14 protein-coding genes and 1 tRNA gene are annotated in these 19811 nt (G+C 62.9%); 7 read left to right on the top strand and 8 right to left on the bottom strand.

Translation table 11 applies throughout. The annotated features are described in order from the left end of the window. Positions 1-19 precede the first annotated feature (19 nt). The 4 genes from AC0L2B_RS15890 to AC0L2B_RS15875 are packed head-to-tail and all read right to left on the bottom strand — an operon-like array spanning position 20 to position 4437. The gene (locus tag AC0L2B_RS15890; RefSeq protein WP_473745997.1) at positions 20-796 is read right to left on the bottom strand and encodes an enoyl-CoA hydratase/isomerase family protein; all 777 of its coding nucleotides are present in this window, start codon (positions 794-796) and stop codon (positions 20-22) included. Continuing rightward, a complete protein-coding gene (locus tag AC0L2B_RS15885) occupies positions 789-2390 on the bottom strand; it encodes an acyl CoA:acetate/3-ketoacid CoA transferase (RefSeq protein WP_473745996.1) in 1602 nt (533 codons plus the stop codon). The genes AC0L2B_RS15890 and AC0L2B_RS15885 overlap by 8 nt, the downstream gene beginning before the upstream one ends. Then, positions 2387-3397 (bottom strand): Gfo/Idh/MocA family protein, encoded by a 1011-nt coding sequence (locus AC0L2B_RS15880; RefSeq protein WP_473745995.1) that lies wholly within the window; start codon positions 3395-3397, stop codon positions 2387-2389. Before AC0L2B_RS15880 ends, AC0L2B_RS15885 begins: the two co-directional genes overlap by 4 nt. Beyond that, positions 3394-4437, bottom strand: coding sequence for a LacI family DNA-binding transcriptional regulator (locus tag AC0L2B_RS15875; RefSeq protein ID WP_473745993.1), 1044 nt, complete (start codon positions 4435-4437; stop codon positions 3394-3396). The genes AC0L2B_RS15880 and AC0L2B_RS15875 overlap by 4 nt, the downstream gene beginning before the upstream one ends. Positions 4438-4677: 240 nt before the next feature. Here AC0L2B_RS15875 and AC0L2B_RS15870 point away from each other — a divergent pair, with 240 nt between their 5' ends. Next, positions 4678-5832, top strand: a complete 1155-nt coding sequence (locus AC0L2B_RS15870; RefSeq protein ID WP_473745991.1) for a dihydrodipicolinate synthase family protein — start codon at positions 4678-4680, stop codon at positions 5830-5832. Positions 5833-5975: 143 nt separating this feature from the next. Further along, entirely contained in the window at positions 5976-6938 is a 963-nt protein-coding gene (gene fcl / locus AC0L2B_RS15865; RefSeq protein ID WP_473745990.1) for a GDP-L-fucose synthase, read from the top strand. 678 nt (positions 6939-7616) lie between these two features. Here fcl and AC0L2B_RS15860 read toward each other — a convergent pair. Both AC0L2B_RS15860 and cpdR read right to left on the bottom strand, forming a co-directional pair. Beyond that, positions 7617-7691, bottom strand: a tRNA-Val gene (locus tag AC0L2B_RS15860). A gap of 118 nt (positions 7692-7809) precedes the next feature. Continuing rightward, positions 7810-8172: a cell cycle two-component system response regulator CpdR gene (gene cpdR, locus AC0L2B_RS15855; RefSeq protein ID WP_006199474.1), complete on the bottom strand. Its 363-nt coding sequence runs from the start codon at positions 8170-8172 to the stop codon at positions 7810-7812. A gap of 147 nt (positions 8173-8319) precedes the next feature. Between cpdR and AC0L2B_RS15850 the strand changes: the two genes are divergently transcribed. The 3 genes from AC0L2B_RS15850 to AC0L2B_RS15840 all read left to right on the top strand — a co-directional run bounded on the left by AC0L2B_RS15850 (position 8320) and on the right by AC0L2B_RS15840 (position 11181). After that, complete coding sequence (locus AC0L2B_RS15850; protein ID WP_091600417.1) at positions 8320-9276, top strand: N-formylglutamate amidohydrolase; 957 nt, start codon at positions 8320-8322, stop codon at positions 9274-9276. 468 nt (positions 9277-9744) lie between these two features. After that, positions 9745-10518 (top strand): histidinol-phosphatase, encoded by a 774-nt coding sequence (hisN, locus tag AC0L2B_RS15845; protein WP_091600418.1) that lies wholly within the window; start codon positions 9745-9747, stop codon positions 10516-10518. A 120-nt stretch (positions 10519-10638) separates the two neighbouring features. After that, positions 10639-11181, top strand: coding sequence for a DUF1579 domain-containing protein (locus tag AC0L2B_RS15840; protein WP_473745989.1), 543 nt, complete (start codon positions 10639-10641; stop codon positions 11179-11181). A 111-nt stretch (positions 11182-11292) separates the two neighbouring features. Here AC0L2B_RS15840 and AC0L2B_RS15835 read toward each other — a convergent pair whose 3' ends face one another. Next, positions 11293-12267 (bottom strand): alpha/beta fold hydrolase, encoded by a 975-nt coding sequence (locus AC0L2B_RS15835; RefSeq protein WP_473745988.1) that lies wholly within the window; start codon positions 12265-12267, stop codon positions 11293-11295. A 562-nt stretch (positions 12268-12829) separates the two neighbouring features. On the opposite strand from AC0L2B_RS15835, the gene AC0L2B_RS15830 reads away from it, so the two are divergent. Next, positions 12830-13294 (top strand): Hsp20 family protein, encoded by a 465-nt coding sequence (locus AC0L2B_RS15830; protein WP_023798077.1) that lies wholly within the window; start codon positions 12830-12832, stop codon positions 13292-13294. A gap of 70 nt (positions 13295-13364) precedes the next feature. Here AC0L2B_RS15830 and AC0L2B_RS15825 read toward each other — a convergent pair whose 3' ends face one another. Then, positions 13365-14417 (bottom strand): threonine aldolase family protein, encoded by a 1053-nt coding sequence (locus tag AC0L2B_RS15825; protein ID WP_473745987.1) that lies wholly within the window; start codon positions 14415-14417, stop codon positions 13365-13367. 588 nt (positions 14418-15005) lie between these two features. Between AC0L2B_RS15825 and gltB the strand changes: the two genes are divergently transcribed. Next, positions 15006-19754, top strand: a complete 4749-nt coding sequence (gene gltB, locus AC0L2B_RS15820) for a glutamate synthase large subunit (RefSeq protein ID WP_473745986.1) — start codon at positions 15006-15008, stop codon at positions 19752-19754. Positions 19755-19811 lie beyond the last annotated feature (57 nt).

The following is a 19811-nucleotide window of genomic DNA, read 5'->3' as shown; positions in this document are numbered from 1 at the left end:
CTGGGTTCCGCTTGCATTCTCATGATCTTGAAAACGCTGGTTTCTGCTTGGCCTTGAAGGCGTCGACACCGGCCTTGAGATCGCCGGTCAGCGCGATGAAGCCGCTGGCCAGCGCCTCGGTTGCGGCGGTACTGTCCTCGCCTTCGGCGATCGCGATCATCAGCTTGGCGGCCTCGGTTGCCAGCGGGCCGCGCTCGGCGATCTTGCCGGCCCAGGCCCTGGCCTCGGTGAATGCGTAGCCCGTTTCGACCACCCGGTCGACGATGCCCAGAGCGAGTGCTTCGGCAGCCACGAACAGTTCTCCGCCAAGCGCCATGCGCCGCACCGTCTGGGCGCCGAAGCGGCGCACCGCGCGCTGCGTGCCGGACCAGCCGGGCACCACGCCGATCGAGGTTTCCGGAAAACCCAATTTGACCTGCGCCTCGGCGACGCGGAAGTCGCAGGCGACCGCCAGTTCCAGCCCGCCACCCAGTGCATGGCCGGACAGAACGGCGATCGTCGGCTGCCGCAACCGCGCCAGTCGATCGAAGACGCGGTGGCCGTAGCGAACCCATTGCACCTGGAAATCGGCGGCACTCATTTGCGACCAGGCTTCGACGTCGCCGCCGGCGCAAAAGCCCTTGCCTTCGCCACACAGCAGCACGACACGAACGCTGTCCGCAGCTTCCGCCGTATCGAGCGCGGCTTCCAGCGCGCGCAGCATCGGGATGTCGAGCGCGTTGAATTTCTCCGGCCGGCGCAGCGTGACGATGCCGAGGTCGCCGTCGGTTTCAAAGGTGACGAGACGCTCAGCCATGCGCGCCTCCAAGCGAGGCGCGGCCATTGAGCGACAGTCCGATCGGCCGGCCACGGTAGAGAGCGTCCGGCGTGACCTTCAGGTCGTTGGCGACGGCGAGCGGGAACTCGGCCTGCGCTAGCACGTCGCGCTCTAGGTCGATGCCCGGTGCCAACTCAGTCACCATCAGCCCATCGGGCGTCAGCTTCATGACGCAGCGCTCGGTGACATAGGTGATGTCCTGTCCTTGCGCGACTGCGCGCTTGCCGGAGAAGGAGATGTGCTCGACCTCGCCGACCACCTTCTTGACCTTGCCTTCCCCGTCGATACGGATGCCGCCATCGGCCAGCGACAGTTTGGCGCCGGCATTGAAGAAACCGGAAAAGACGATCTTCTTGGCCCGCGCGGTGATGTCGACAAAACCGCCGGCGCCGGCGGTGACATGCGGCCGCGCCGAAAGCTTCGACACGTTGACCGAGCCATGGCGGTCGATCTGCAGGAAGGACAGCAGCGACGCGTCGAAACCGCCGCCCTGGAAATAGATGAACTGGTGTGGCGAAGGCATGAAGGCGTCGGCGTTCGACGAGCAGCCGAACTTGAAGTCGAGCAGTGGCACGCCGCCGACCGCGCCCTGTTCGATCACCCAGGTGACCTTGCCGTGCTGGCCTTCCTCGATAAGGATGCGCGGCACGTTGGCCGAGATGCCGAAACCGATATTGACGGCCATGCCGTCGGCAAGCTCCATGGCGACGCGTCGCGCGATGACCTTCTGGACACTCATCTCGGTGTTACGGAAAGTTGACAGCGGGCGGAAGATCTCGCCGGAGATTGCCGGATCGTAGGGTGTCAGCGTCGTCTGCAACTGATCGGGCGCCACGACGATATGGTCGACCAGCACACCGGGCACGCGCACGTCATGCGGCTTCAGCGTGCCGTTCTCGACGACGCGCTTGACCTGCGCGATGACGATACCGCCATTGTTGCGGGCGGCGAGCGCCTGCTCCAGCCCGCCGAGATAGGCGCCCTCGTGCTCGTAGGTGAGGTTGCCGCGCTCGTCGGCGGTGGTGGCGCGGATGATGGAGACATCAGGCACGATCGAGCGGAAATAGAGCCATTCCTCGCCGTCGAACTGCTGCACCGAAACGATCGGCTCGCTGGCCGCCGCATTCATGGCGCAGCCCTGATGACGCGGGTCGGCGAAGGTGTCGAGGCCGACCTTGGTCAGCACGCCGGGGCGCTTGGCAGCGGCCTCGCGATGCATGTCGAACAGGATGCCTGAGGGCACGTTGTAGGCGGCGACCGAATTGTCACCGATCATCTTCCAGATCTGCGGCGGTTCAGAGGATGAAGGGCCGGACGGATAGGAGCCGCACAGCGTGCGCTTCAACAGGCCGGGCTTGGCCAGATGGTCGATACCCCTGATGCCGTACATGTCGCCGGCGGCGATCGGGTGCAGCGTTGTGATGTTCTTCGGATGGCCTTCCGCGTCGAAGCGCTCGCCGATCGCGGCGAGCACCGCATCCGGGCAGCCGAGACCGCTCGACGACGACACCGAAACGACCATGCCGTCCATGATCAGGCTGGCGGCTTGCGCTGCGGAGACGAGTTTGCTCACGCTGCGCCCCCGAGATTCGGATCGATCGCGACCGATTTTCCGGACTGCGCGGATTGCAACGCGGCTTCGGCTGATGTCAGCGACCAGACGCCGTCCTCGCCGGTGGCCGACGGCTGGCCTTCGCCACCGATCGCCGCGTGGAACTGGCGCAGGACATAGAGATCTTCGCGGTCGAAGCTCAATTCCTCCTCGCCCTTTGCCGTGCGCAGCAGCACAGAGCCGATCGGCTTCTGCGTCATCACATCTTTCGCGATCAGAGAGCCTTCGCTGCCATGCACCTCGAAGCCGGTGCCGGCGAATTTGGTGGTGAAGCCTTCATGCGACTGGGCGATGATGCCCGATTTGAAGCGCCAGATGCACATGGCGCCATCTTCCAGCCCGCCGCTGGCCATGCCTGCGGCCTGGGTGAACGCCGAAACCTCGAGCGGATCGTCGCCGAGCACGAAACGCAGCGTGTCGGCATCGTGCACGGTGATGTCGAGCACCACGCCGCCACCGGCTTCCGGCCTGGTGATCCGCCAGCCCTGCAGATTTTCAGGCAGATAGACCGAGTGGAAGACGCGCGCGGCAATCGGCTTGCCGATGCGGCCGGCGGCAATGGCTTCGCGCATCGCCCGGTGCGAGCCGGCATTGCGCAGATGATGGTTGGTGCCGAGCACGAGACCGGCCGCCTTGGCGGCGGCGACCATCTTCCGCGCATCGGCGCTGGTCAGCGCCAGCGGCTTTTCGCACAACACATGTTTTCCCGCTCTGATGGCGGCCAGTGCCTGTTCGAGATGCAATTCATTGGTGGTCGAGATGTAGACGGCGTCGATGTCGGAGCCGAGCAATGCATCAAGCGTCGAGACGGCGAGCGCAATGCCGTTCTCCTTGGCATAGGCAGCGGCTCGCTCCGGGCTGGAACTCATCACCGCCGCGATCTCGCTGTTCGGTTGCGCGCGGATGGCGTTGATCACGAATTGCCTGGCGATCGTGCTTGCGCCGATCAGTCCCCATTTCACGGTCATGCCGCGTCTCCCATTCCGGCACGGCGATCAGGACCGCAACTGTCCCTGACGACGAGGTTGACGGCGCCGATATGATCCTCGGCGCGCGTGGTGCGCGACTGGATCATCTTCAGCATGACATGGGCGGCGCGCTCGCCGAGGCCTGCCGAATCCACCGCGACACTGGTCAGCGCCGGCATGTAGTGCTGGGCTTCGATCACGTCGTCGAAGCCGACAACGGCGAAATCCACGCCGGGCTCGAGGCCGCGCTTGCGCAGCGCCAGCATGACGCCGAAGGCAACCGCATCGTTGAAGCACAGCGCCGCGGTTGGCGGCTCGGCCATGGCGAGGGCCGTCTCCAGGCAGGCAATGCCGCCCTTGCGGCTGGTTTCGCCTTCGACGACCAGTGTATCGCGCTTGGCGATGCCGAGCCCCTCGCAGGCCTCGCGAAAACCGCCCAGCCGCTCGTGATAAACTACCAGATCCGATGAGCCGCCGAAGAACGCCAGCCGGCGATGCCCTTTGCCGATCAGATGGGCGGTGGCGAGCCAGGCGCCGCGATGATTGTCGGGCGCGATCACCGGGATGCGGCTTTCAGGAAGGCGGCGCATCGTGAAGACGATCGGAAGGCCCGCCATCTCGATGCGACGGAAGGCACCAGGGGTCGTGCCGCGCGCCGGCGACACGATCAGCCCGGCGACACCTTGCTCCATCAGCGATTTCAGCACCTCTTCCTGGCGCACCGGGTTTTCCGCCGTGTTGGCGATGAACGGCACGATATCAGCCGACTGGAACACACGCTCCATGCCGACCGCCATTTCGGCGAAGAACGGGTTGGTAAGGTCGTTGATGACCATGCCGATGACGTTGGAATGGGCCTTGCGCAGATTGGCGGCGCCGCGGTTGTAGACATAGCCGACATCCTCGATCGCCTTGCGAACCTTCAGCGCGGTCTCAGGCCGGATCAGGCCGCTGCCCTGCAGCACCAGCGACACCGTCGACTTGGACACGCCCGCCTCACGGGCAATGTCGAGTATGGTCGCCTTGGGCCTGCTGGCCATTCAGATACGTCCTCCGCTATTTTCTGGCCGAATTTATTGGAACGTTCTAATTCTGAGCCGGATTTGAGTCAATCAGGATTTTTCCCGAATTCGAAAAATCTGGCAATTGGCGCTTAAATGCCGCTCTTAAACGGCTTTCTTCGCTGCAATGCAGCATTCTGGGGTATGGACCGAGAATCCACAAAGGTCCTTGATTTTTTTGGAACGTTCCATTTAATAGCGCGACTAAGGGAGAGATCGATGGACATTGCCTTGCCCGGGGAGGGCGGTCGCAGCACTCGCTACCGCCTTGTCGGCCAGCCGGCACAGCCGGTGATCGGCGCGCGGTTTTCGCGCATCGCCTATGCCGCCGCCCATGTCGTTGCCGATCCCCTCGCGATGACCGATCCGTGGGCTCATCCAGCGGTCGACTGGGAGCGCACGATGGCGTTCCGCCATCATCTGTGGCGGCTCGGCTTCCGCATCGCCGAGGCGATGGATACCGCGCAGCGCGGCATGGGCTTCGACTGGACAAACGCCAGGGAACTGATCCGCCGCTCGATCGCCGAGGCGCGAACCGTCGAGGGCGCCGACCTCGCCTCAGGTGCCGGGACAGACCATCTGGCGCCGGGCGCCGCCAGGACGCTCGACGATGTCGTCGCGGCCTATGAGGAGCAGTTCGGTTTCATCGAAGGCCTGGGCGGCAAGGCGATCATGATGGCCAGCCGCGCGCTGGCGGCTGTCGCCAAGGGTCCCGAAGACTATGCCAGCGTCTATGACCGCATCCTTCGCCATGCCTCCGGCAAGGTCATCCTGCACTGGCTGGGCGACATGTTCGATCCGACGCTGAAGAATTATTGGGGCAGCCATGATTTCGACACCGCGCTCGATACGGTCGTCGCCATCATCGAACGCCACGCCGGCAAGGTCGAGGGGATCAAGATATCGCTGCTCGATGCCGGCAAAGAGGTTGCCCTGCGCAACCGGCTGCCGGAAGGGGTGGTCATGTTCACCGGCGACGATTTCAACTATCCCGAGCTGATCGCCGGCGATGGCGAAAGACACTCGCATGCGCTGCTCGGGATTTTCGACGCTATCGCGCCGGTCGCCAATGCCGCGCTGGCGAGGCTGGCCGACGACGATCGCGCCGGCTATGACGCGCTGATGGCGCCGACGGTACCTCTGTCACGGAAAATCTTCGAGGCGCCAACCGAGTACTACAAGGCCGGTATCGTCTTGCTGGCGTGGCTGAACGGCCACCAGGACCATTTTTCGATGGTCGGCGGCATGCAGTCGGCACGCGGCATTTGCCACTATGCCGATGTGTTCCGCCTCGCCGACCAGGCCGGATTGCTGGCCGACCCGGAGCTTGCCATCGCCAGAATGAAGAGCCTGTGCGCCGTGGCGGGTGTCTGACCGCCATACCACAAGAAGAGCTCGCCCGAATCTCCGATTTGGCTTGTCTCGGCAAATCCGTATGCGCTATGCGTCCGACGCAGGACCATCCGGCACGCCGACGCAAGATGGTCATAGCGGCCGTTCTGCATAGGGATACGCCAATGGATTTCGACCTAAGGGGCAAGCGCGTTTTCGTGGCCGGGCATCGCGGCATGGTCGGCTCGGCCATATTGCGAAGGCTGGCGGACGAGGACTGCGAGGTCCTGACCGCATCCCGCGATGAACTCGACCTGATGGACCAGGCCGGCGTGCGGCGCTGGATGGCTGGCCACAGGCCGGACGCGGTGGTGATGGCAGCGGCCAAGGTCGGCGGTATCCTGGCAAACAACAGGTTGCCGGTCGATTTTCTGCAGGACAATCTCATCATGCAGACCAATGTCATCGAGAGCGCCTTCCGCAACGAGGTGCAGAAATTGCTGTTTCTCGGTTCGTCCTGCATCTATCCGAAGTTTGCGGCGCAGCCGATCTCCGAGGATGCCTTGCTGACCGGTCCGCTCGAACCGACCAACGAATGGTACGCGATCGCCAAGATCGCTGGGCTGAAACTATGCCAGGCCTATCGGCGCCAATACGGTGTCGAGTACATCTCGGCGATGCCGACCAACCTCTATGGCCCCGGCGACAATTTCGACCTCTCCACCAGCCATGTCGTGCCAGCCCTGATGCGCAAGGCGCACAAGGCCAAGCGCGCTGGCGACAAAACCCTGGAGGTCTGGGGATCGGGCACGCCGATGCGCGAGTTCCTGCATGTCGACGACGCCGCCGACGCTCTGGTCTGGCTGCTGAAAAACTATGCCGGCGACAGCCACGTCAATGTCGGCTCGGGCGAAGACATCACCATTGCCGAGCTGGCCCGCACCATGCTCTCCGTCGTCGGCGCCGAGGCGGCGCTCACATTCGATGCGACCAAGCCGGACGGCACGCCGCGCAAGCTGATGGACGTGTCGCGCCTGTTTGCCACGGGCTGGCGCCCGCGCTACTCGCTGCAGAGCGGATTGGAGCAGACCTATGCCTGGTTTCTCCAGCATATCGAGACGGGCGATCTCCGCCTCGGCGCGGCCTGATCTCAATCGACGCTGATTGCTGCCACCAGAGATGACGGCTTGGGCGGCCGTCTCTTGGCCATGTCCAATGCAAAATCGCAAAACTATTTCCTCTGCACAGGGATTTGGTTCTGTGACTGTCGGTCGCTGCCGGCCGGCCTGCAGCCGCCGATCCAACGCCACAGGCCACCACACCTTCGTCATCCCAGGGAGGAGCAGGAGCGAAGCGAAGCGGCGCAGGCCTTGGGGATCCATTCCGTGACATCAGAGTGTCACGACGGTGCAGAATTTTTGATGGCGGAGCGAGGCGCCCCCCTCTGTCCTGCCGGACATCTCCCCCACTTGGGGGGAGATTGGCAGCTTCGGTGACGGCGCCTGTTCTTCAACTTTGGACATTGGCGAAGGCCGCAATGACGGCCGATCTCCCCCCAAGTGGGGGAGATGTCCGGCAGGACAGAGGGGGGCGCGAAGGATCACTACGGATCAGCATTTATCCTGGGCCGCAGTAATGGGTGTCGCCTCGATCTCGCCGAAATAGCGGACCTCGCCATTGAGCGGTGCTCGGCAATCGCAATCGCGTGCTTGGCTTTCGACACATCGACACCGAGTAAGAGCATTGTCTTCTGTCATGGCCCGTCCTTCCCTTGCCTGGGGATAGGCTCGGCATTCCCGGGTACGAGTGACGGCGGATTGTCTGGATGGTGGGCGTGACAGGGATTGAACCTGTGACCCCTGCAATGTCAATGCAGTGCTCTCCCGCTGAGCTACACGCCCATCCGAAGCCGCGCATACACCATTTTTGCCACGGCGCGTCAATAGCAGGAAAAGGGAAAGAAAGCTTCGTCTTGCCGCACCGTCGAAGGCGCGCCGGAAGCCGGCGGCGGAAAACGTGTCAGGCTGCCTGCAGCATCTTTTCGACCTCGTTGACGAGGTCGCGCAGATGGAACGGCTTCGACAGCACCTTGGCGTCTTTCGGCGCCTTGGAATCCGGATTGAGCGCAACGGCGGCGAAGCCGGTGATGAACATGACCTTGAGGTCGGGGTCGATCTCGGTGGCGCGGCGGGCGAGTTCTATGCCATCCATCTCCGGCATGACGATATCGGTCAAGAGCAGCGAGAAAGGCTCTTCGCGCAGCCGCTCATAGGCGCTGGCGCCATTGTCGAAGTCGCTGACCTGGTAGCCGGCACGTTCCAGCGCCTTGACGAGGAACCGGCGCATGTCATCGTCGTCTTCCGCCAGTAGAATGCGTGCCATCTTGTCCCGTCCGAATCACCCGCCCGGGACTGCCGTGGGGCAGCCCGTTAACCATCCTGTATATGAGGAGGTGAGGGTAAACATCAAGTGAACGATAAAGGCCCGATCCGGCTTTGACAAAGCGGTCCGGACGCCGAAACGCTGGACATGCGGCCGGCGAGGTGGCACCTTTCAAACCATGATGCATTGGTGTTTCCGGGTACGTTCAAATTGAAAACGGCAGCCGAGGATTTTTCGGTCGTTCCCCCCTTCGAAATCCGGTCGGGCGCCGAACAGCGTGTTCCCTTCCTCTTCAACTCGCCGCATAGCGGCCGTCACTATCCGGACCGGTTCCTGGCCATGGCAAGGCTGGACCGAAACGCCATCCGCCGCTCCGAAGATTGCTATGTCGACGAATTGTTCGGTGGCGCTGTTGCGCTCGGCGCGCCGATGCTGGCGGCAAACTTCCCGCGCGCCTATCTCGACGTCAACCGGGAGCCGTGGGAACTCGATCCGCGCATGTTCGCCGAACCGGTGCCGTCGTTCTGCAACATCCGTTCGGCGCGCGTCGCCGGCGGGCTTGGCACCGTGCCCAAGCTGGTGGGAGAAGGGCTCGACATCTATGCCGGCCGCTTGCCGCTGGCGGAAGCCGTCGCGCGTATCGAGGCCGTCTACAAGCCTTATCACGAGACACTGAAACGGCTTTTGACCAGGACCCATGCGCGGTTCGGCTTTGCCGTGCTGATCGATTGCCATTCGATGCCGGCGAGCATCAGGGTCGGCGACAGCGGTGTCAGGCCCGACTTCATCGTCGGCGACCGTTTCGGCATGTCCGCTGCGGCAGCGTTGACCGAGACGGCGATCGGCCTGCTCATCGGCATGGGCTATACCGTCGCCCATAACAAGCCCTACGCCGGAGGCTTCATCACCGAGCACTATGGCCGCCCCGTGCGCCATCTCCATGCGCTGCAGATCGAGGTCAATCGCGGGCTCTACATGAACGAGCGGACGTTCCAGAAATCCGCCGGCTTCGATGCGCTCGCCGACGATCTGGCGCAATTCTCGGCCGATCTGATGGCAATGCCCGACCACAATTTTATCGACCTGCCGCTTGCCGCCGAATGATTGCCGAAAAACGAAACGAGATCTTGCGCCGGATAAAGGCATCGGCGTGCGGGTCGGGACGCGCAATCGGCTGAGTGCCGCGCCGAAAAAAAGACCGCATCGTTTGCACGACACGGTCGAAGTCTAGGGAGGAAACGCCCAAGGAGGGCATGGACAGGAGAACCTGTCCGAGAACAAATCTATTGTGCGATGCACAAATGTCAAGCCGCCGTGCGGCGTTTTTAATTCACAATGATGTGGAAACTGCGTTTCGAGGGCGCCAGCGTTGCATTCGAGCAACAGTCGTCGATGCGCAAAAGTCCCGCACGCCCTTGTTTTGGCGGAAATCCACAGGCAGACGATGGTTCCAGCACGCTAAAGCGCCTCGCGTTTGACCGAACGACGCGCTTTAGGTTGTTGTTTTATGCATGTCGTTATCGCAAAACCGCTGCACACTTTTGCGCGACATGCATTACGCGGGAGAATCAGTTGGACATCAGCATCGATTTCATGCGGCGCATTGCGGATGCCGCCGCAGCCGAAACCTTGCCGCGCTTCCGCAGCCAGGGCGCGGTCGCCAACAAGGAGCAAGGCAGCTTCGACCCGGTCACCGAGGCCGACCGCGAGGCCGAGCGGGTCATCCGCGCGCTCATATCAGCGGAATATCCCGATCACGGCATCCTCGGCGAGGAGCATGGCAGCGAGAACATTTCCAGCAGGCATGTCTGGGTGATCGATCCGATCGACGGCACCCGTGCCTTCATTTCCGGCCTGCCGGTGTGGGGAACATTGGTCGGGCTGACCGTCGACGGCGATGCCGTCGCCGGCATGATGTCGCAGCCTTTTACCGGCGAGCTTTTCTACGCCAACGCGTCCGGCGCCCATTATGAAGGCCCGGGCGGACCGCGAAGGCTGACGACGCGCAAGACGACAAGCCTCGCCGAGGCGACGCTGTTCACCACCACGCCGGCACTGTTCAAGGGAGACGCGCGCCTGCGCTACGACCTGTTCGAGCGGCAGGTCCAACTCGCCCGCTACGGTACCGACTGCTATGCCTTCGCCATGGTCGCGGCGGGAAGCGTCGACATCGTCGCCGACCCCGGTCTGAAACCCTACGATATCGTCGCGCTGATCCCGATCATCGAGAAGGCCGGCGGCGTCGTCACCACCTTCGAAGGCGGACCGGCGGAAAGGGGCGGCGACATCCTGGCTGCGGCAACGCCGGAGCTTCATGCCGCCGCGATGGCGGCGCTGCGTGGCTGAACCGGCTGGGCAGCTGGCCATTACGCACTGTGGTGCCCACAGCGACGATAACCCAATGCTCCTGACGGCAGGGTGTCAGCAGCTCTCGGCTATGGAGACAATGCCACGGGAGGGAGTCTCATGCCGACGCAGTCAACAACCAGCCGTTCCGAAGATGCTCCAGTAGAAAATGCGCCGGCAGAAAATGCCCTGGGAGATGGGCGGGCCGATTTCGATTTCTTCTTCGGACGCTGGAACGTCAGCCATCGAAGGTTGCAGGAGCGCCTGCAAGGCGACACGAACTGGGACGTGTTTGGCGGGACATGCGAGGTGCGCCCGATCCTTGGCGGGCTCGGCAATGTCGATGACAATGTGATTGAATTGCCCGGCGGCGCCTATCGCGCCGCTACGCTGCGGACCTTCGATCCGGCGACGAGACAATGGTCGATCTGGTGGATCGACGGCCGCAGCCCGGCGACCATCGATATTCCGATGCGCGGCGCCTTCCAAGCAGGCGTCGGCACGTTCCTGTGTGAAGACGTTTTTGACGGACGCGCTATCCAGATTCGCTTCCTGTGGTCGCGGATCACTGAAAAATCGGCGCGCTGGGAGCAGGCTTTTTCAGCGGATAGCGGCAAGACCTGGGAGACCAACTGGATCATGGATTTCGCCCGGCAAGTGTAGGCCGACGATCGACCTGGCAGGCATTTTTTCAAGCCAAGTCATTCTTTCAAGCCAAGTCATGGATTTCAATGATTTGGAGCGGTCTTTTGCGCGTCACGAGGGAGCACTCAATCAGGAGTTGTTGTCGCTTCCCGGAATGAAGGCATCGAAGGCGGCAAAGAACTGCTCGCGATAAAAGTCGGCTTCCTGCAATATTTCATGGCGTGCACCATCGATCACCAGCAGTGAACCGAGACGCAGGCGTCTGGTGTAGGTTTCCACCGCTTTAGTCGAGACGACCTGGTCGGCGCCAGCGGCGACCACCAACAAGGGAACCCGGATCCTGGCCATGAAGTCGGGATCGCTGATGACCTCGGAGGCCTGCGCTGCCGCTTTCAGCCAGCGGATCGTCGGGCCGCCGAGCGCCAGCTGCGGGTAGGTTTCGTAGAGCAGCGTGTTGCGCCGATACCGCTCGGGATCCGATGTCACCTTGTTGACGGCAAAGGGTATGGTTTTTCTGGGCCGCGGACCCCAGGCGGCATAAAGCTTGCCAAGCCCCAGCAGACAGAACAGCGAGCAGAGGCGGCGAACGGTGGTTGTCGAGACGGGCAGGTCGGGCACCGCCAGGAAGGGCGCGATCAGCACCATGCGCCGTACGCGGTTCACCATCGACGGCCCGGCAAGCAGCGTGATCACCGCCCCGGCCGAATGGGCCAATATGTAATACGGCCCCCGGCAGTCGGGCAGCACGATCTCCTCGAAGAACTGTTCCAGGTCGCCGGTGTAGTCGAAGAAACTGCGGACATAGCCGCGCTCGCGATCGCTGATCAGCCGGTCGGAACCGCCCTGGCCGCGCCAGTCAAAGGTGGCGACGCCAAAACCGCGGTCGGCGAGGTTGCGGATGGTCTCGAAATACTTTTCGATGCACTCGTTGCGGCCGGTCAAGAGGACCACGGTGCCCTTCATCGGGCGGGCAACGGCGGGAAAGAGGCCATAACGGATTTTCTTGCCGTCGCGCGCGGTGAAGAAACCACGGGCCGCATTTTCCGGCAGCGGATTGCCCGGAATTTCGTGGAAGAGGGGAATTTTGTCGAGGAGGTCCGTCATTCGGCGCTGCGTTTTAAGTGTCGCTGCCTGCATGGCGCAAGCTTTGGTAGGCATAGACGCCCCATGCAGCAAAAGCAAAGGGCAGCAAAAGCAAAGGAATTCCGGACGCGTTGGAAAGGCTGAACGAGCCAGCCGGCGAGTGAGGCCGAAAGCAGCTTGCGGCGTGCTTCCGGCCCCCCGTCGATCCGGGAGGAAGGGACGTTACACCCCGGTCGGCCTCGTTGCGGCATCTCGCGCATAACCGCGAAAACCGCAGCCGATTTCGCCGTGAATCATGCGCAATCAAAGTGTTACAGCTTCCTTTTGCGTGTCCGAGAGGACGCGCGACGCCGTAACCGCCGCCTGTTCCTTGATCCTGGAAGCAGTCTAGCGCGACTTAGCTGAACGTCCGCCGAAGCCGCGGTTCATCTGCCGTTCATCGAGGCGGCAGAATCTTGAAATGCCTTCTCGTGCTCCCCAAATGTCTGTTGCGGCCGCCAATGTCGGGGCCGCTGGCCCATCCGGAACGCCGTCACGGGTTTCGCACCGGCCATACGTTTGTTGCTCAACAGGAGAACACACTATGCGTCACGTTGATTTTTCCCCGCTCTATCGTTCGACCGTCGGTTTCGACCGGCTGTTCACCATGCTCGATTCGCTTGCGCAGCCGGAAGGTGCACAGACCTATCCGCCCTACAACATCGAGCGCACCGGTGAGGATTCCTATCGCATCTCGATGGCGGTCGCCGGCTTCTCGGACGATGAGCTCTCGATCGAGGCTCACCGCAACGTTCTGACAGTCAAGGGTGAGCGCAAGGAGGGCAATGGCGAAGGCTCTGAACTGCTCTATCGCGGTATCGCCAGCCGGGCCTTTGAGCGCCGCTTCCAGCTTGCCGACCATGTTGATGTCGTCGGCGCCTCGCTGAAGAACGGCCTGCTCTTCGTCGACCTCAAGCGCAATATTCCCGAGGAGCTGAAGCCGCGCAAGATCGCGATCACCGCGTCTTCGGCGAAGGCCAAGCAGATCGAGGCCAAGACCACCGCGTAAGCTGCGTCACAAAGACGACCTAACAGACGAGGGCGGCGCCTGGCGCCGCCCTTTTGATGGATAGGTGCCGCTATCCAGCAATTAGCTCGCCAAAGCGGTCGACCTCTTCGGCCGTGGTCGCAAAGCTGGTGACGAAACGATAGAGCGCTTCGTCCTCGCCGATATGGCCATCAAAGTCGTGCGGCTTGTGCCAGTCGTAGAAGGCGGCACCAGCCAAATGCACCCGTTCAGCCTTGGCCTTTTTCATCACCGCGAACACTTCGTTGGCTTGCGGCAGCCAGGCCAGACGCGCCGACGCGGAATCCTCGATCAGTGCTGCGAGGCGTGCTGCCATGGCGTTGGCATGCCGGGCCGTGTCGAGCCACAGGTCGTCCTTGAAATAGGCTTCGAACTGCGCTGCGATGAAGCGCGATTTCGAGAACAATTGCGCCGCGCGCTTGCGCAGGAAGGCCAGTTCCCTGGCGCGGTCGAGGTCGAACAGCACGATAGCCTCGGCGCACCAGCAGCCGTTCTTGGTGCCGCCGAAAGAGAGGATGTCGACGCCGCCCTTCCAGGTCATCTGCGCCGGTGTTGTCTCGAGCGCGACCAGCGCATTGGCGAAGCGGGCGCCATCCATGTGCAGCGGCAGTTTGTGATGCTTGGCGATCGCCGAAATCCTGGCAATTTCGTTCAGTGTGTAGATGGTGCCGACCTCGGTCGACTGGGTGATCGACACCGCCATCGGGCGCCCGGAATGGACGATTTCAGCCGCGAACCGGTCGACCGCCCTGTCCAGCCTATTCGGATCGATCTTGCCCAGCGCGCCGTCGACGGGATGGAGCCGTGAGCCGCCGGTAAAGTATTCCGGGGCGCCGCATTCATCCTCGATGACATGCGACTCTCGATGGCAGAAGGAAATGCCGCCCGATTTGTTGTAGGCGGTCAGCGACAGGGAATTGGCGGCGGTGCCGGTGGCCACGAAAAACACCGCGACCTCGCGCTCGAAGATTTTGTTGAAGCGCTGGTATGCGGCCTCGTCGAGGGCGCCGTCGCCATAGGCGGTGGAAAAGCCGCCGGCATGGGCCGACAGGCCCGCGGCGATGCTGGGATGGGCGCCTGCCCAATTGTCGGAAGCGAAATTCATGCGTTTGCCTGTGCTGGGAAAATCAAGGCGACCTTGGCCGCTTTCGCATGCCGCTCGCAAGTGCCAAGTGCCGGAAAAGCGGTAAAGCCAGCGAGAGGCCGGGGACCTAAAGCGCGTCGCGTTCGGCCGGCCTCATGCGACGCGCTTTAGGTTGGTTTTCATGCATGTCGTTATCGCAAAACCGCTGCACACTTTTGCGCGACATGCATTAAGGCGGACGACTGAAGGTTGCGTTTTGGCGGAGTGGCGCGTAATTTTCTGTCTCTAGATGCCCATGATTGTTGTGAATCGGTCTTGTGCGCATCCGCAATTTCTGTCATAAAAATTTAGGACAGTAGTGCTGTCTTATTTTGTCGCACAAAACAGGCTGGATTGGCGTATCATTGGGCCTCTCCGGCCATTGCCGCGAGCGACAGGTAGACAGCCCGGCTCTGGCCTGTACGATTGCCGGATGCGAACCAGGCCGCCTGGTTCTGCAAGGATTTCGCAAGACGGGATTTCGCAAGACGTGCCGCAAGGATGAGAGGGAGGCTCATGCGCTTCCCAACGGAAACCAGCGCCCGAAGGGCTGGCATGGAGGACAGGACGATGACGGAAGTGACGCCATCTGCGACGAACGGCCCGGCCGCGCAGACGAAAGCGCCAGCCGTCAAAAATCCGTCCATCGCCACTGGCCTGACCAAGATCGGGCGGACCCCTACCGGGTTCGCCGCCCACGGCCTTTACGATCCGCGCAACGAGCACGATGCCTGCGGCGTCGGCTTCATCGTCAATATGAAGGGCGTCAAGTCGCATCAGATCGTCACGGACGGCCTGGCGGTGCTCGAAAATCTGACGCATCGCGGCGCCGTCGGCGCCGACCCACTGATGGGCGACGGCGCCGGCGTGCTGGTGCAGCTTCCCGACCGCTTCTTCCGCGAGGAGATGGCCAGCCAGGGCGTCGAACTGCCCAAGCCCGGCCATTACGCCGTCGGCCATGTGTTCATGCCGCGCGATCCTGAGCTTCAGGCGCATATCGAAGGCATCATCGCCGAGGTCGCGCAGCTCGAAGGCCAGCCGCTGCTCGGCTTTCGCGACGTGCCGGTCGACAATTCATCGCTGTCGAAGGCGCCTGATATCGCTGCTTCAGAACCGGTCCAGCGGCAGGTGTTTTTGGGTCGTGGCGCCGAGATCGAGAGCGACGACGATTACGAACGGCGGCTCTACATCCTGCGCAAGGTCATTTCCGGTCGTATCCACGAAGAGACCAAGGGCGTCGACAATGGCTTCTACGTCGTGTCGATGTCATCGCGGACCATCGTCTACAAGGGCATGTTCCTGGCCTATCAGGTCGGCGCCTATTACAAGGATCTGACCGATCCGCGTTTCGAGACGGCGCTGATCCTCGTCCACCAGCGTTTCTCGACCAACACCTTCCCGTCGTGGAAGCTGGCGCATCCCTATCGCATGGTCGCCCACAATGGCGAGATCAACACGCTGCGCGGCAACGTCAACTGGATGGCGGCGCGGCAGGCCTCGGTCGATTCCGAACTGTTCGGCAACGACATCTCCAAGCTGTGGCCGATCTCCTATGAGGGGCAGTCGGACACCGCCTGTTTCGACAATGCGCTCGAATTCCTGACGCAGGGCGGCTACTCGCTCGCCCACGCGATGATGATGCTGATCCCTGAGGCCTGGGCCGGCAACAAGCTGATGGATCAAGATCGCAAGGCCTTTTATGAATACCACGCCGCCCTGATGGAGCCGTGGGACGGGCCGGCGGCGGTGGCCTTCACCGACGGCCGCCAGATCGGCGCCACGCTCGACCGCAACGGGCTGCGCCCGGCGCGCTACATCGTCACCGACGACGATCGCGTGATCATGGCCTCGGAAGCCGGCGTGCTGCCGGTGCCGGAGGAAAGGATCGTCAAGAAGTGGCGGCTGCAGCCCGGCCGCATGCTTTTGATCGACCTGGAGAAGGGCCGCATCGTTTCCGACGAGGAGATCAAGTCGGAGATCGCGACCAGGCATCCCTACAAGGGCTGGCTCGCCAACACCCAGCTCATCCTCGAAGACCTGAAACCGGTCGAGCCGCGGGCGCTGCGCAGGGACGTCAGCCTGCTCGATCGTCAGCAGGCGTTCGGCTTTACCCAGGAAGACACCAAGCTGCTGATGTCGCCGATGGCGACCACCGGCCAGGAAGCGGTCGGATCGATGGGCACCGACACGCCGATTTCGGCGATGTCGGACAGATCGAAGCTGCTCTACACCTATTTCAAGCAGAACTTCGCCCAGGTCACCAACCCGCCTATCGACCCGATCCGCGAGGAACTGGTGATGAGCCTAGTGTCGTTCATCGGGCCGAGGCCGAACATCTTCGACCTCGTCGGCAATTCGCGTCGCAAGCGGCTCGAAGTGCGCCAGCCGATCCTGACCAATGGCGATCTTGAGAAGATCCGCTCCATCGGTCACACCGAGGACCGTTTCGACACCAAGACGATCGACATCACCTATGCTTCGAACGAAGGCGCGGCCGGCATGCAGGGCGCCATCGACCGGCTGTGCGAGCGCGCCGAGGCGGCGGTCGCCGGCGGCTACAACATCATCATCCTGTCCGACCGTCAGCTCGGGCCGGACCGCATCGCCATCCCGGCATTGCTGGCGACGGCGGCGGTCCACCATCATTTGATCCGCAAGGGATTGCGCACATCGGTGGGGCTGGTGGTCGAGTCCGGCGAACCGCGCGAGGTGCATCATTTCTGCTGCCTTGCGGGCTATGGCGCCGAGGCGATCAATCCCTATCTCGCCTTCGACACGCTGCTCGACATGCACAAGCGCGGCGAGCTGCCGGCCGAAGTCGACGCCAATGAGGTCGTCTCCCGCTACATCAAGTCGATCGGCAAGGGCATTCTCAAGGTGATGTCGAAGATGGGCATCTCGACCTACCAGTCCTATTGCGGCGCGCAGATCTTCGACGCCATCGGGCTGAAGACCGACTTCGTGCAAAAATATTTCACCGGCACCGCGACGCTGATCGAAGGCGTCGGGCTGGAAGAGATCGCGGCCGAGACGGTCAGCCGCCACGCCGACGGCTTCGGCAACGACCCGGTGCTGCGCAACAGCCTCGAGGTCGGCGGCGAATACATGTTCCGCATGCGCGGCGAAGCGCATATCTGGTCGCCCGATGCGGTGGCCACCCTGCAGCACGCCGTGCGCCAGGGGTCGTCGCAGACGTTCAAGGACTATTCCGCTCAGATCGACAGCGAGACGGCGCGGGCGCAGAGCATTCGCGGCCTGTTCAAGATCAGGCTGGCCGAAGAAACCGGGCGCAAGAAGGTCGCGCTCGACGAGGTCATGTCGGCTGCCGATATCGTCAAGCGGTTCTCGACCGGGGCGATGTCCTTCGGCTCGATCTCCAGGGAAGCGCACACCACGCTGGCGCGCGCCATGAACATGATCGGCGGCAAGTCGAACACCGGCGAGGGCGGCGAAGAAGCCGACCGTTACCTGCCGCTGCCGGACGGCGGCAAGAACCCCGAGCGTTCGGCGATCAAGCAGGTCGCTTCCGGGCGTTTCGGCGTGACGGCGGAGTATCTGGTGAACTCCGATGTGATCCAGATCAAGGTGGCGCAAGGCGCGAAGCCTGGCGAGGGCGGTCAGCTGCCCGGTCACAAGGTCGATGCCACCATTGCCAAGGTCAGGCATTCGACGCCCGGCGTCGGCCTGATCTCGCCGCCGCCGCATCACGACATCTACTCGATCGAGGATCTGGCGCAGCTCATCTACGACCTCAAGAACGTCAATCCGGCGGCTGATGTCTCGGTCAAGCTGGTTTCGGAAGTCGGTGTCGGCACGGTTGCGGCCGGCGTCGCCAAGGCGCGCGCCGATCACATCACCATTTCCGGCTATGACGGCGGTACCGGCGCATCGCCGCTGACCTCGCTCAAGCACGCCGGCAGCCCGTGGGAAATGGGCCTTGCCGAGACGCACCAGACGCTTGTGCTCAACGGCCTCAGGTCGCGCGTCGCGCTGCAGGTCGATGGCGGCCTGCGCACCGGCCGCGACGTCGTCATCGGCGCGCTGCTTGGCGCCGACGAATTCGGCTTCTCGACCGCGCCGCTGATCGCGGCCGGCTGCATCATGATGCGCAAGTGCCATCTCAACACCTGCCCGGTCGGCGTCGCGACGCAGGATCCGGTGTTGCGCAAGCGCTTCAAGGGCACGCCGGAACATGTCATCAACTTCTTCTTCTATGTGGCGCAAGAGGTCCGGGCGCTGCTCGCCGAGATGGGCTACACCCATCTCGACCAGATCATCGGCGACACCGAACTCCTGGAGAAGCGTGCGCTGATCCAGCACTGGAAGGCGCGCGGGCTCGATTTCAGCAAGATGTTCTTCAAGCCGGATGCCCCGCATGAGGCGGTGCACTGGACCGAGCGGCAGAAGCATCCGATCGACGACGTGCTCGACCGCAAGCTGATCGAGTTGGCCAAGCCGGCGCTCGACGCCAGGCAGCCGGTCAGCATCGAGCTGCCGATCCGCAATGTCGACCGTTCGACCGGCGCCATGCTGTCGGGCGAAGTGGCAAAGCGCTTCAAGCACAAGGGCCTGCGCGAGGACACGATCTCGGTCAAGCTCACCGGCACCGCCGGCCAGTCCTTCGGCGCCTTCCTGGCGCGTGGGGTTTCGTTCGAGCTGGTCGGTGCCGCCAATGACTACGTCGGCAAGGGCCTGTCGGGCGGCCGCATCGTCATCCGCCCGCCTGAGAACACGAAAATCGTCGCAGCGGAGTCGATCATCGTCGGCAACACGGTGCTTTACGGCGCGACCGAGGGCGAGGCCTATTTCTGCGGCGTCGCCGGCGAGCGTTTTGCGGTTCGCAATTCGGGCGTCGCCGCCGTCGTCGAAGGTGTTGGCGACCATGGCTGCGAATACATGACCGGCGGCATTGTCGTCGTCATCGGGCAGACCGGCCGCAACTTTGCCGCCGGCATGTCGGGCGGTGTCGCCTATGTGCTCGACGAGGTGGGTGATTTCGCCGAGCGCTGCAACATGGCGATGGTCGAACTGGAACCCGTTCCCGAAGAAGACGACCTGATGGAGAAACTGCTCCATCATGGCGGCGACCTCGACCACAAAGGCCGCGTCGACGTGTCCGGCGACATGACCAGCCATGATGAGGAGCGGCTCTATCAGCTGATCTCGAACCACGTCCATTACACGGGTTCGGTGCGCGGCCGCGAAATCCTCGACAACTGGGCGACTTTCCGGCCGAAATTCCGGAAGATCATGCCGGTCGAATACCGCCGTGCGCTGATCGAAATGGAACGCATGCGCATGGGCGTTGCGGCGGAATAGGCTTTGGGAGTTGCCGGGAAGCAAAGCTTCCCGGTCGACGCCTTCATCAACAATCCT

This window comes from Mesorhizobium sp. WSM4815 (assembly GCF_055811575.1).
This window is presented reverse-complemented; position numbering and strand designations above follow the sequence as displayed.